The sequence below is a fragment of the Mycobacterium sp. 852002-51057_SCH5723018 genome (assembly GCF_001667035.1).
Classification (GTDB): Bacteria; Actinomycetota; Actinomycetes; order Mycobacteriales; family Mycobacteriaceae; genus Mycobacterium.
In genome coordinates this window covers 52,301-66,033 of sequence record NZ_LZIR01000021.1, presented here as the reverse complement: position 1 = coordinate 66,033, position 13,733 = coordinate 52,301, and the positions used below count along the sequence as shown (strand labels likewise).

8 protein-coding genes are annotated in these 13,733 nt (G+C 67.8%); 1 reads left to right on the top strand and 7 read right to left on the bottom strand.

All coding sequences use genetic code 11. The features are described from left to right. Positions 1-83: 83 nt before the first annotated feature. The 4 genes from A5764_RS05220 to A5764_RS05205 all read right to left on the bottom strand — a co-directional run bounded on the left by A5764_RS05220 (position 84) and on the right by A5764_RS05205 (position 10,717). Positions 84-4,034, bottom strand: a complete 3,951-nt coding sequence (locus A5764_RS05220; RefSeq protein WP_067109627.1) for a DNA-directed RNA polymerase subunit beta' — start codon at positions 4,032-4,034, stop codon at positions 84-86. Positions 4,035-4,081: 47 nt separating this feature from the next. Next, positions 4,082-7,579: a DNA-directed RNA polymerase subunit beta gene (locus A5764_RS05215; protein WP_156664507.1), complete on the bottom strand. Its 3,498-nt coding sequence runs from the start codon at positions 7,577-7,579 to the stop codon at positions 4,082-4,084. Positions 7,580-7,997: 418 nt separating this feature from the next. Continuing rightward, entirely contained in the window at positions 7,998-9,011 is a 1,014-nt protein-coding gene (locus A5764_RS05210; RefSeq protein ID WP_067109621.1) for an ABC transporter ATP-binding protein, read from the bottom strand. Between the two features lie 182 nt (positions 9,012-9,193). After that, complete coding sequence (locus tag A5764_RS05205; RefSeq protein WP_067109618.1) at positions 9,194-10,717, bottom strand: carotenoid oxygenase family protein; 1,524 nt, start codon at positions 10,715-10,717, stop codon at positions 9,194-9,196. Positions 10,718-10,788: 71 nt separating this feature from the next. Between A5764_RS05205 and A5764_RS05200 the strand changes: the two genes are divergently transcribed. Beyond that, positions 10,789-11,472, top strand: coding sequence for a TetR/AcrR family transcriptional regulator (locus A5764_RS05200; RefSeq protein WP_067109615.1), 684 nt, complete (start codon positions 10,789-10,791; stop codon positions 11,470-11,472). A 52-nt stretch (positions 11,473-11,524) separates the two neighbouring features. Here the strand turns inward: A5764_RS05200 and rplL are convergent, their stop codons facing one another. The 3 genes from rplL to A5764_RS05185 form a co-directional block, all read right to left on the bottom strand. After that, the gene (gene rplL / locus A5764_RS05195) at positions 11,525-11,917 is read right to left on the bottom strand and encodes a 50S ribosomal protein L7/L12 (RefSeq protein ID WP_067109612.1); all 393 of its coding nucleotides are present in this window, start codon (positions 11,915-11,917) and stop codon (positions 11,525-11,527) included. Positions 11,918-11,949: 32 nt separating this feature from the next. Continuing rightward, entirely contained in the window at positions 11,950-12,558 is a 609-nt protein-coding gene (gene rplJ / locus A5764_RS05190; RefSeq protein ID WP_067109604.1) for a 50S ribosomal protein L10, read from the bottom strand. A 230-nt stretch (positions 12,559-12,788) separates the two neighbouring features. Continuing rightward, positions 12,789-13,733, bottom strand: a complete 945-nt coding sequence (locus tag A5764_RS05185; RefSeq protein WP_067109601.1) for an ROK family protein — start codon at positions 13,731-13,733, stop codon at positions 12,789-12,791.

Genomic DNA, 13,733 nt, shown 5'->3' with positions numbered 1-13,733 from the left:
CGCACTTCTCGTGCCGATGTGGCGAATGTACGGCGCGCACGAAAAAGCCCCGGGCGCAAACCCGGGGCTTTTCGCAGCACTGACTACCGGTAGTCGCTGTAGCCGTAGTCGTCCAGCGGCACCGCGGCACCGGTGGCTTGGCCGAAGTCCGGGCTGTAGTAGTGATCCTCGTAGGACGGGATCGTGTACGCCGCGGCGCGGGCCTCCTCGGTCGGCTGCACCTGGATGTTGCGGTAGCGGTTGATGCCGGTACCGGCCGGGATCAGCTTTCCGATGATCACATTTTCCTTCAAACCGTTGAGCTTGTCGCTGCGGCAGTTGATCGCCGCATCGGTCAGCACTCGCGTGGTTTCCTGGAACGACGCCGCACTCAGCCACGAGTCGGTGGCCAGCGACGCCTTCGTGATACCCATCAGCACCGGGCGGCCTGCGGCGGGCTCGGTGCCCTCGGCCACCACCCGGCGGTTCTCCGCCTCGAACTCCGCACGGTCGATCAGCGAGCCGGGCAGGAACTCCGTCGCGCCCGAGTCGATGATGGTGACGCGGCGCAGCATCTGGCGAACGATCACCTCGATGTGCTTGTCGTGGATCGACACACCCTGAGCCCGGTAGACCTCCTGGACCTCTCGGACCAGGTGGATCTGCACCTCGCGGGGGCCCTGCACGCGGAGCACCTCGTGCGGGTCGGCGGAGCCTTCCATCAGCTGCTGGCCCACCTCGACGTGGTCGCCGTTGGACAGCACCCGCTCGGAGCCGTCCTCGTGCTTGAACACCCGCAGCCGTTGCCGCTTCGACAGCTTGTCGTACACGACCTCCTCGCCACCGTCGTCCGGAACGATGGTGATCTTGTAGAAGCGCTCACCGTCCTCGAGCTGAACCCGCCCGGTGACGTCGGCGATCGGCGCCTTGCCTCGCGGCACCCGCGCCTCGAACAGCTCCTGCACGCGCGGCAGACCGCCGGTGATGTCCTCACCGACACCACCCTGGTGGAAGGTACGCATGGTCAGCTGCGTGCCGGGCTCACCGATGGACTGCGCCGCCACGATGCCGACGGCCTCGCCGATGTCCACCAGCTTGCCGGTGGCCATCGAGCGCCCGTAGCAGGTCGCGCAGACCCCGGTGCCGGTGGTACAGGTCAGCACCGAGCGCACCTTGATCTGCGTGATGCCCGCCGCCAGCAAGGCCTCGATCGACGGGTCACCAAGGTCTTCGCCACGGGCGACGACGACGTTACCGGCCTCGTCGACCGCGTCGGCGCCCAAAGTCCGCGCGTACGCCGAGGTTTCGATGTACGGGTCGCGGATCAGCGTGCCGTCCGGCTGGCGCTCGGCCAGTTCGACGACGATGCCGCGCTCGGTCTGGCAGTCGTGCTCGCGGACGATGACGTCCTGGCTCACGTCCACCAGACGACGGGTCAGGTACCCCGAGTCGGCGGTACGCAAAGCGGTGTCCGCCAAGCCCTTTCGGGCGCCGTGGGTGTTGATGAAGTACTCCAGCACCGTCAGGCCCTCGCGGAACGACGACTTGACCGGACGCGGGATGAACTCACCCTTCGGGTTGGTCACCAGGCCCTTCATGCCGGCCAGCGTTCGGGTCTGGGTGAAGTTACCCGTGGCACCCGAGTCGACGATCGTGATGATCGGGTTGTCGGCGGGGTAGTGCTCCCGCAGCGCCTGACCCACCTCGTCGGTGGCTTCCTTCCAGATCTCCACCAGCGCCTCGTTGCGCTCGTCGTGGTTCAAAGCACCTCGCTGGAACTGCTTTTCAACCTTTTCGGCCCGCTCCTCGTAGTGGTCGAGGATCTCCTTCTTGCGCGGCGGAACAAGCACGTCGGCCATGGAGACCGTGACGCCGCTGCGGGTCGCCCAGTAGAAGCCGGCGTCCTTGAGCTTGTCGACGGTCTGGGCGACCACGATCATCGGGTAGCGCTCGGCCAGGTCGTTGATGATGGCGGCCTGCACCTTCTTGTGCATCTGCTTGTTCACGAACGGATAGCCCAGCGGCAGCAGCTCGTTGAACAACACCCGGCCCAGCGTGGTCTCGGCCATCCAGGCGTCCCCCGGCTGCCAGCCGTTGGTCCCGAACAGCCCGGCCTCGAGCTCGGCGGGCGGACGCAGCTGCGTCAACCGCACCTTGATCTTGGCCCGCACCGACAGCACGCCGCGGTCGGCGGCCATGATCGCCTCGGCCGGCGACGAGTACACCCCAGCCTCCGGGGTGTCCTGCCCGGCCGGTGAGTACTCGCCCTTGTCGCCGGAGACCTCGGTGGTCAGGAAGTACAGCCCGGTCACCATGTCCAGCCGCGGCATGGCCAAGGGGCGGCCGGAGGCCGGCGACAGGATGTTGTTGGAAGACAACATCAGGATGCGGGCCTCGGCCTGTGCCTCCGCGGAGAGCGGCAGGTGGACGGCCATCTGGTCACCGTCGAAGTCGGCGTTGAACGCCTCACACACCAACGGGTGCAGCTGAATCGCCTTGCCTTCCACCAGCATTGGCTCGAAGGCCTGGATACCCAACCGGTGCAGTGTCGGCGCGCGGTTCAGCAGCACCGGGTGCTCGGCGATCACCTCTTCGAGCACGTCCCACACCTGCGGACGCTGGCGCTCCACCATGCGCTTGGCGCTCTTGATGTTCTGCGCGTGGTTGAGGTCGACCAGCCGCTTCATCACGAACGGCTTGAACAGTTCCAGCGCCATCAGCTTGGGCAGGCCGCACTGGTGCAGCTTGAGCTGCGGGCCGACCACGATGACCGAACGGCCGGAGTAGTCGACACGCTTACCGAGCAGGTTCTGGCGGAACCGGCCCTGCTTGCCCTTGAGCAGATCGGAGAGCGACTTCAGCGGACGGTTGCCCGGCCCGGTGACCGGGCGGCCCCGGCGGCCGTTGTCGAACAGCGCGTCGACGGACTCCTGCAGCATCCGCTTTTCGTTGTTCACGATGATCTCGGGAGCGCCGAGGTCGATCAGTCTCTTGAGCCGGTTGTTGCGGTTGATCACGCGGCGGTAGAGGTCGTTGAGGTCGGACGTGGCGAACCGGCCACCGTCGAGCTGCACCATCGGGCGCAGCTCCGGCGGGATCACCGGGACCGCGTCCAGCACCATGCCCATCGGGGAGTTGCCCGACTGCTGGAACGCGGCAACCACCTTGAGCCGCTTCAGCGCGCGAAGCTTCTTCTGCCCCTTGCCGCTTCGGATCACCTCGCGCAGCGAGTCGGCCTCGGCGTCGATGTCGAAGTTCTCGATCAGCTTCTGGATCGACTCCGCGCCCATCGCGCCGGTGAAGTACTCGCCGTAGCGGTCGATGAGCTCGCGGTAGAGGGTCTCATCGACGATCAGCTGCTTGGGGGCCAGCTTGGTGAAGGTGCTCCAGATTTCCTCGAGCCGGTCCAGCTCACGCTGCGCGCGGTCGCGGAGCTGGCGCATCTCGCGCTCGCCGCCGTCCCGCACCTTGCGCCGCGCATCGGCTTTCGCGCCCTCGGCCTCCAGCTCGGCCAGGTCGGCCTCCAGCTTCTGCGCGCGGGCCTCCAGCTCGGAGTCGCGCTGGTCCTCAATGCCCTTGCGCTCCACCATCATTTCGGCCTCGAGCGTCGACAGCTCGTTGTGCCGCATCTCGTCGTCGACCGCGGTGATCACGTACGCGGCGAAGTAGATGATCTTTTCGAGGTCCTTCGGCGCCAGGTCGAGCAGGTACCCCAACCGCGACGGCACACCCTTGAAGTACCAGATGTGCGTGACGGGCGCGGCGAGCTCGATGTGGCCCATCCGCTCGCGTCGCACCTTGGCGCGGGTCACCTCGACACCGCACCGCTCACAGATGATGCCCTTGAAGCGGACGCGCTTGTACTTGCCGCAGTAGCACTCCCAGTCGCGAGTAGGTCCGAAGATCTTCTCGCAGAACAGGCCGTCCTTCTCTGGCTTGAGCGTGCGGTAGTTGATTGTCTCCGGCTTCTTGACTTCGCCGTAAGACCATTGCCTGATGTCCTCCGCGGTGGCCAGGCCAATGCGGAGTTCATCGAAGAAGTTGACGTCGAGCACGTAACTCCCTTTCCCCTTGCGGGTTTAGTAACTAAAAGAAATGTTGGTTAAGCCAGGTCCTCAACAGACGCGGATTCGTTGCGGGACAAGTTGATTCCCAAGTTGGCCGCCGCCCGCTCAAGGTCCTCGTCCTCGCCCTCGCGCAGCTCGATGGCCGCACCGTCACTCGACAACACCTCGACGTTGAGGCAGAGCGACTGCAGCTCCTTGAGCAGCACCTTGAACGACTCGGGGATGCCCGGCTCGGGGATGTTCTCGCCCTTGACGATCGCCTCGTACACCTTGACCCGGCCGACGGTGTCGTCGGACTTGATGGTCAAGAGCTCCTGCAGCGTGTAGGCGGCGCCGTAGGCCTGCATGGCCCAGCACTCCATCTCACCGAACCGCTGGCCACCGAACTGCGCCTTACCGCCCAGCGGCTGCTGGGTGATCATCGAGTACGGGCCGGTGGAGCGGGCGTGGATCTTGTCGTCCACCAGGTGGTGCAGCTTCATGATGTACATGTAGCCAACGGTCACCGGGTACGGGAACGGCTCACCGCTGCGGCCGTCGAAGAGCACCGCCTTGCCGTCGCCGTCGACCAGCACCTCGCCATCGCGGTTGGGCAGCGTCGCCGACAGCAGCCCCTGCAGCTCGGCCTCCTGGGCACCGTCGAACACCGGCGTCGACACGATGGCGTCGGGTTCGGCGTGCAGCAGGTCTTCGGGCAGCTTGGCCGCCCAGCCGGGCACGCCGCCCGCGGTGTCGATCTTCCAGCCGGCCTTGGCCACCCACCCGAGGTGGGTCTCCAGGATCTGGCCGATGTTCATCCGTCGCGGCACACCGTGGGTGTTCAGGATGATGTCCACCGGGGTGCCGTCCGGCATGAACGGCATGTCCTCGACCGCCAGGATCTTGCCGATGACGCCCTTGTTGCCGTGCCGTCCGGCCAGCTTGTCACCGTCGGAGATCTTGCGCTTCTGGGCCACGTAGACGCGGACCAGCTCGTTGACACCGGCCGGCAGCTCGTCGTCGTCCTCGCGGGAGAACACCCGGATGCCGATGACCTTGCCGGACTCGCCGTGCGGCACCTTCAGCGAGGTGTCGCGGACCTCGCGGGCCTTCTCGCCGAAGATCGCACGCAGCAGCCGCTCCTCCGGGGTCAGCTCGGTCTCACCCTTCGGGGTGACCTTGCCGACCAGGATGTCGCCGTCGCGCACCTCGGCGCCGATCCGCACGATGCCACGCTCGTCCAGGTCGGCCAGCACCTCGTCGGAGACGTTCGGGATGTCCCGGGTGATCTCCTCGGCGCCCAGCTTGGTATCACGGGCGTCGATCTCGTGCTCCTCGATGTGGATCGAGGTGAGCACGTCCTCTTCGACCAGGCGGTTGGAGAGGATGATCGCGTCCTCGTAGTTGTGGCCCTCCCACGGCATGATCGCCACGAGCAGGTTCTTGCCCAGCGCCATCTCGCCGTTTTCGGTGCACGGGCCGTCGGCGATGACCTGGCCGGCCTCAACGCGGTCGCCCGCGTCGACGATCGGCGACTGGTTGGCGCAGGTGCCGTGGTTGGAACGGGCGAACTTGCGCATCCGGTAGGTGTGCCGGGTGCCGTCGTCGGCCATCACGGTGATGTAGTCGGCGGAGACCTCCTCGATCACCCCGGACTTCTGCGCGACGACGACGTCGCCGGCGTCGATGGCCGCGCGCAGCTCCATACCGGTGCCCACCAGCGGCGCCTCGCTGCGCACCAGCGGAACGGCCTGGCGCTGCATGTTGGCGCCCATCAGGGCACGGTTGGCGTCGTCATGCTCGAGGAACGGGATCATGGCCGTGGCCACCGACACCATCTGGCGCGGCGAGACGTCCATGTAGTCCACCTCGGACGAGGGCACGTACTCGACCTCGCCCGCCTTGCGGCGCACCAGAACGCGCGGCTCGACGAACCGGCCGTTCTCGTCGATCGGCGAGTTGGCCTGCGCCACGACGTGGCGGTCCTCCTCGTCGGCGGTCAGGTAGACGATCTCGTCGCTGACCACCCCGTCGACCACCTTGCGGTACGGCGTCTCGATGAACCCGAACGGATTGACCCGGGCGTACACCGACAGCGAGCCGATCAGGCCGATGTTGGGACCCTCCGGGGTCTCGATCGGGCACATCCGGCCGTAGTGCGACGGGTGCACGTCGCGGACCTCCAGCCCGGCGCGCTCACGCGACAGACCGCCGGGGCCCAGCGCCGAGAGCCGGCGCTTGTGGGTGAGCCCCGACAGCGGGTTGTTCTGGTCCATGAACTGGGAGAGCTGGCTGGTGCCGAAGAACTCCTTGATCGCGGCGACGACCGGCCGGATGTTGATCAACGTCTGCGGCGTGATCGCCTCGACGTCCTGGGTGGTCATCCGCTCCCGGACGACGCGCTCCATCCTGGACATGCCGACCCGGATCTGGTTCTGGATCAGCTCACCAACGGTGCGCAGGCGGCGGTTGCCGAAGTGGTCGATGTCGTCGGTCTCCACCGGCACCTCGACGCCGCCGGGAACCGTCATCGTCGCCTGGCCCTCGTGCAGGCGCACCAGGTACTCGATGGTGGCGACGACGTCCTCTTCGGTCAGCGTCGACGACGTGATCGGCTCGCCCGCGTGCAACCCCAGCTTCTTATTGACCTTGTAGCGGCCCACCCGGGCCAGGTCGTAGCGCTTCTCCTTGAAGAACAGGTTCTCCAGCAGGGTCTGCGCGGACTCCTTGGTCGGCGGCTCGCCCGGACGCAGCTTGCGGTAGATGTCCAGCAGCGCCTCGTCGGTGCCGGCGGTGTTGTCCTTCTCCAGCGTCGACATCATGATCTCGGAGAACCCGAAGCGCTCGCTGATCTGCTCGGCGGTCCAGCCCAGCGCCTTGAGCAGGACGGTCACCGGCTGGCGGCGCTTGCGGTCGATGCGCACGCCGACGGTGTCGCGCTTGTCGACGTCGAACTCCAGCCACGCGCCGCGGCTGGGGATCACCTTGACGCTGTGCAGCGTCTTCTCGGTGGACTTGTCGATGGTCTCGTCGAAGTACACGCCGGGCGAACGCACCAGCTGGCTGACGACCACGCGCTCGGTCCCGTTGATGATGAAGGTGCCCTTCTCGGTCATCATCGGGAAGTCGCCCATGAACACCGTCTGGCTCTTGATCTCGCCGGTGTTGTTGTTGATGAACTCGGCCGTGACGAACAGCGGGGCCGCGTACGTCATGTCCTTGTCTTTGCACTCGTCGACCGGCGCCTTGACCTCGTCAAAGCGCGGGTCCGAGAAGGACAGCGACATGGACCCCGAGAAGTCCTCGATCGGGGAGAGCTCGTAGAGCACCTCTTCCAGCCCGCCCATCGGGTGGACATCTCCGCGTGCGGCGGCGACCTCGCGCCAGCGCGGCGAGCCGATCAGCCACTCAAACGAGTCAGTTTGCACGTCAAGAAGCCCCGGAACCTCAAGCGGTTCACGGAGCTTGGCGAAAGAAACTCGGTTAGGTGCTCCTGGCACGGAGTTGTTGGGACTTTGTGGGCGATCCGTCTTGCTCTGGCGGGAATCTGCCAAGATGCATCCTTCCAGCACCTCGTGCGACTCACGGGAACCGGTAACACCGGCCAGTTCGCCGCAACAATTTGTGGTTTAGGCCGGCGAACGATCTGTCCGGATCTCACGCACGCAACTAATTAGCTGAGCCAAAAAAGGGGGCTCAGGCTAAGACCACGGTGTCGAGTGGCGGGTGAGGTGGGCAGGAAGTAGCCAGCGCAACGTCCAACAATAGCGCAGGACCGCGCATTCCTCAACTACCCACAACAACAGGCCCAGGGAGAGCGGCGCTGGCTGGCATCTCGGCCTTCCCGTGGGTACATGCTGCCCAACAGACTGACCCGTTTAGGCCCTGTCGTCAAGGGGGCGGGGCGGCAAGTTGCGCCAAGTTATCGCAAAATTCTCGGGTCACGGCTGCTTCCGGGTCCGCCTCGGCGCGCTACGAGCTGCCGAACTCGCTTGCCTTGTATTTGTGGGTGCCCTCGAGGTCGTCGAGGATCGCCGACTGCGCCTTCTTGGGCAGCGTGTGCAGGATCTCGCGAACCCGTGCCTGGCGGCGCCCGACGGCCTTGCGCTCCGGCATCCCGGGCGACGCCACGATCTGCGGCGGCACCCCCTCGATTTCCTCGACACCGCCGGCGTGCTGGCCCGCCTCGAGCGCGGCCTGCTCTTCGGCCATGGTCGCCTCGTCCTTTTCCTCGGACATGCCGATCGGCCCGATGCGGCGGCCGTTGAGGAATTGCCGCACCACCGGCTCATCGCTGGTCAGCAGCACCTCGCGCGGGCCGAACATGACCAGCTTGCGCCGGAACAGCATGCCGATGTTGTCCGGCACGGTGCGGGCGATGTTGATGTTGTGCGTCACGATCAGGACGGTGGCGTCGATCTGGGCGTTGATGTCGAGGATCAGCTGGCTCAGGTAGGCGGTGCGGACGGGGTCCAGACCCGAGTCGGGCTCGTCGCAGAGGATGATCTCCGGATCCATCACCAGGGCGCGGGCCAGGCTGGCGCGCTTGCGCATACCGCCGGAGATCTCGCCGGGGAACTTCTTCTCGTCGCCGCCCAAGCCCACCAGGGACAGCTTCTCCATGACGATGTCACGGATCTCGCCTTCCTTCTTCTTGGTGTGCTCGCGCAGCGGGAACGCCGCGTTGTCGAACAGGTTCATCGAACCGAACAGCGCGCCGTCCTGGAACATCACGCCGAACAGCGTGCGGATCTCGTACAGCTCCTTGGCCGAGCATTGCAGGATGTCGGTGCCGTCGATCAAGATCGAGCCGCGTTCCGGCCGCAGCAGGCCGATGAGAGACTTCAGGAACACCGATTTGCCGGTACCCGACGGCCCCAGCAGGACGCTGACCTCCCCGGGCGGGACATCCAACGTGACGTCTTCCCAAATCCTCGAGGGACCGAACGACTTGGTGAGCCCCCTCACCTCGATAGCGACGCCCATGGGGAATCCTTCCGTCGACGCTCGTGCCCGCCACCTGCCCTTTTGTGTGGCATGAGTCACTGTAGCGCACGGTCGTGGGCGCGCATCAGGGTTGGGCGGCGCCGCCGGTAAAAATTGGCCGAGCTGAGATCGGCCCGCGCCCGGCCGCGTCCGCGCTATTGCACTCGCGTGTAAGCCACGTGTTAGCCAGCCGGCGCCCAGCTGCCGTGAAAGCCCATCGGGACCCGCTGCGGCAGGTGCACGGTGGCCATCGGCTCGAGGGTGCGGGCGTCCAGCAGCAGCAGCTGGCCTTCGTCGCGGCCGCGGTGGTAGCCGTAGCCCATCAGGACGCCGTCGTCTTCGGCGGTGTCCCGCGGGCCGCGCGCCGGGTTGGGGACGAAGGACATCTCGCCGATCAAGATGTCGGGATCGAGGTGGGCGACTTCGCGCGACCCGGTCGCGTAGTCGTGCTTGTACAGCGCAGTTGACGGGTGGGCCGCCCCGTCGGCGAGGTATCCGAAGCCCACCGTGTAGCCGTAGCGATGCCGCCCGCCCAGCAGGGTTTCGTCAATCCGGGGGAATTCCTGCGGCCGGTCGTCGCGGCATTCGGTGGTCACGGCGCCGGTGGCCAGGTTGACGGTCCAGCGGTCCAGCGTGGGTGGGGTGTCGCCGGGCCCGCGCCGGTCGCGGTCGAACATCCGCGAATACCGGATCACGTCGAGCACCAAAACCTCTGCCCCGCCTCGCATCTCCGAGTAGGCGTTGAGCGGGTGGTAGACGTAGCAGGGTTCGATGTCGAACCAGCGGACGTCATCCTTGCCCGCGTTGCTCCCGCGGCCTTCGCGCGGCATGACGCCGATGCGCGCCGGGTAGTCGGGATTCCACGCATACGGCATCCGGTCCGTGTGCCTCGGGTTGCGGTTCATCATCGCGCTGATCGGGCCGGGCACCCGGACGCGCCCGATCAGCGACCGCAGCGCCAGCCGGGCCGGGGCGCCCAGCCAGCCGGGCACGCTCGCCGGCACGACCTGCACCGGGTCGAACGTCACGGGCAGGTCGTAGATCACCACATATTTGTCGGTCAGCGAGAAGTCGTGCATCATCGGCGACCCGGACACCTCGATGTCGACCGTCCGACGGGCCCGGCCCTGGGTGTCGATCACCGAGTACTGCACGGTCCGCCCGCGCGCGAACGAGTAGGACACCGCGTGCAACTCGCCGGTGCGCGGGTCACGGTGCGGATGGGCGGTGTAGCCGCCGGCCAGCGTGCCGTCGAAGTCGCACGTTCCGACGGTGTCGAGCTCCTCGGTCAGCTCGTAGCTGGCCACGCCGCCCTCGACCAGAGCCAGGGTGCGCCCGGCGTGGGTCAGCGCGTTGGTGTTGGCGCCCAGCGACAGCATGCCGGCCCGCGGGTCGCGCCGGCGTGGCGCCGCGTCGCCGAGGGTGTTGCACACCGACAGGCTGCGCACCCAGCGGTTGCGGTACCAGCGGGCGTTGCCGTCGCGCAGCGCGACCCCGTGCACCATCCCGTCGCCGCTGAACCAGTGATAGGTGGCCGGGTCGACCTCTTCGGCCGGGTTGGGCCCGTTGCGCAGGTAGCGCCCGTCGAGGTGCTCGGGGATGTGCCCGGTGACCTCGAGATCGGTCGCTGTCACCTCGGCCCCGACCGGCGCCAAAAACCCCTCGAGGTACGGATTGCGGGATTGGACGGTCTGCGTGGACGTCATTGCTGAGCTCCTATAACATTGTTATTTCACCGTTATGAGAACGGTACGCCCGTGATGGGAAGATGGCAAGGATGACTTCGGAGACCCGGCCCGGCGTGCGCAGTGTCCGCGACGAGATGCTGCACGCCGCCGTCGGCCTGCTCGACGAGCATGGCCCCGACGCGCTGCAGACCCGCCGGGTGGCCGGCGCGGCCGGCACCTCCACGATGGCGCTGTACACCCATTTCGGCGGCATGCGGGGACTCATCGCGGAGGTCGCCGAGGAGGGCCTGCGGCAGTTCGACGCCGCGCTGACGGTGCCCGAGACCGACGACCCGGTCGCCGACCTGTTCGCCATCGGTGCGGCCTACCGGCGCTACGCCATCGAGCGTCCGCACATGTATCGGCTGATGTTCGGCAGCACCAGCGCCCACGGCATCAACGCACCCGCGGGCAATGTCTTGACCCTGACGGTCACCGAGATCGAGCAGCGCATTCCCAGCTTCGCGCATGTGGTGCGCGCCGTGCAGCGGTCCATGCTGGCGGGGCGGATCGGCGCGCAATCGCCGGACGACCGGGCGACCGTGGCGACGGCGGCCCAGTTCTGGGCGCTGATACACGGGTTCGTGATGCTCGAGCTGGCCGGCTTCTACGGCGACGACGGAGCCGCCGTCGCGCCGGTGCTTGCCTCGATGACCTTGAACTTCCTTGTGGCGCTGGGAGACTCACCCGAGCGGGTGGCGCAGTCGCAACGCTCGGCATTCCGCGCGCCCTGAGCATGCCAAACCCCCCGGGACCTTGGGTCCCGGGGGTTTGGCGTGAGTTGACTTACTTGACGGTGACGGTGGCGCCGGCGGCCTCGAGCTTGGTCTTGGCCTCGTCGGCGGCCTCCTTGGCGACCTTTTCCAGCAGCGGCTTGGGCGCGCTGTCGACCAGGTCCTTGGCCTCCTTGAGGCCCAGGCCGGAGACGATCTCGCGGACCACCTTGATCACGCCGATCTTCTTGTCGCCGGCGGCCTCGAGGATGACGTCGAACTCCGACTGCTCCTCGGCGGCCTCGGCGGGGGCGCCACCGGCGGCCGGGCCGGCGGCGGCGACCGCGACCGGGGCGGCCGCGGTGACCTCGAAGGTCTCCTCGAACTTCTTGACGAAGTCCGAGAGCTCCAGCAGCGTCATTTCCTTGAACGCGTCGAGCAGGTCGTCGGTAGACATCTTTGCCATGGTGTGGGTCCTTCCTGGTTTGGGTGTGGGGTTTATTCGGCTTCGGCCGGGGTCTCGGCGGGTGCCGCCTCGGCTGGTGCGGCAGCTTCTTCGGCCGGGGCCGGGGCCGGGGCTTCGGAGCCTGCTTGAGCGGCCTTCTTTTCCTGCAGCGCGGCCGCCAGCCGGGCGACCTGCGAGGCGGGCGCGTTGAACAGGCCGGCCGCCTTGGCGAGGTTGCCCTTCATGGCACCGGCCAGCTTGGCCAGCAGCACCTCGCGCGACTCGAGGTCCGCGATGCGTTCCACCTCGGCCACCGTCAACGGGTGGCCGTCCATGTAGCCGCCCTTGATGACCAGCGCCTTGTTCTCCTTGGCGAAGGTCTTGATGGCCTTGGCGGCGTCGACCGGCTCACCCTGGACGAACGCGATCGCCGTCGGGCCGGCGAACAGCTCGTCGAGCCCCTCGATCCCGGCGTCCGAGGCGGCGCGCTTGATCAGCGTGTTCTTGGCCACCGTGTAGGTCGCCGACCCCGCCAGCGACCGGCGCAGCTCGGCCAGGTGGGCCACCGTCAAACCGCGGTACTCGGTGATCAGGGTGGCCGTCGACTCCTTGAACTGCTCGGTGATGTCTGCAACGGCGGTGGCCTTGTCAGCCCGGGCCATGCATACCTCCTGTTGTGAAAGTCGTGCGACGTCTCGTCTGCGACCACCGGAGGAACGACGAACGCCCCGGCGCAGGAAGCGGCCGGGGCGTCAAGATGCGCCGGCGCGAGCCGGCGTAATGCCTCGTCCTCCTGCGTGGGCCGCCGGGATGCTCCCGGACCTTCAACCGATTTCTCGGTGACCGACGGTCTTCGGTGGATCGCGACCCAGAATAGCGTGGTCCGCCGGGATCAGCCAAAACGAGGCGGCTGGGCCGGTCCGGCCAGCCCCGCCAGCCGGGCCGCGCCGACCAGGCCGGCCCGGCCACCCAGCTCGGCCGGCGCCACCCGCAGGCCGGCCAGGAAGTCCAGTCCCGCGTACTCGCCCAGCGCCTCACGCAGCGGGCCGAAGAGCAGCGGCCCGGAGTTGGCGACGCCACCGCCGAGGACGACGAGGTCGATGTCGCACACCGCCGCCACCGAGGCGATCATGGCCGCGAGCGCACGGGCGCCCCTGCCGAAGGCGCGCTGTGCCGCCGGGTCGCCGGCCGCCGCCGCGGCGGCCAGGTCCCGCGCGCCGGCCCCGGGCGGCGCGGCCCAGCCGTTGGCGCGCGCCCAGCGAACCAGCCACGGGCCGGCCGCGACCGTTTCGACGCAGCCGTGGCCGCCACAGGTGCACGGCTGCCCGTCCTGTTCGACCACCACGTGACCGACGTGACCGGCGTTGCCGGTCCGCCCGGTGTACGGGGCGCCGTCGAGCACCAGCCCGCCGCCCACGCCGGTGGACACGACCATGCCGAGCATGAAGCGCGCCCCGCGGCCCGCGCCGAGCCAGTGCTCACCGAGCGCCATGCACACGCCGTCGCCGGCCAGCCGCACCGGCGCGCCGGGCACCCCTGGAATCATGGCCGCGATCCGGTCGCGCAGCGGGAAGCGTTGCCAGCCTTTGATGTTGATCGGGCTGACGCGTCCGGCGGGCAGGTCGATGGGGCCGGCCGACGCGACGCCGACCGCGGCGACCGGCCCGCCGGCCGCGCGCAAGCAGCCGGCGATCGTCGCGGCGACGGCGGCCCATACCTCCTCGGCCGCGGCCCCGGGCGGGGTGGGCCGGATGGCGGTGTGCACCAGCGCGCCGGCGGGATCGGCCAGGGCGGCGGCGATCTTCGTGCCGCCGATGTCCAGGGCAAGGGTGAGCAT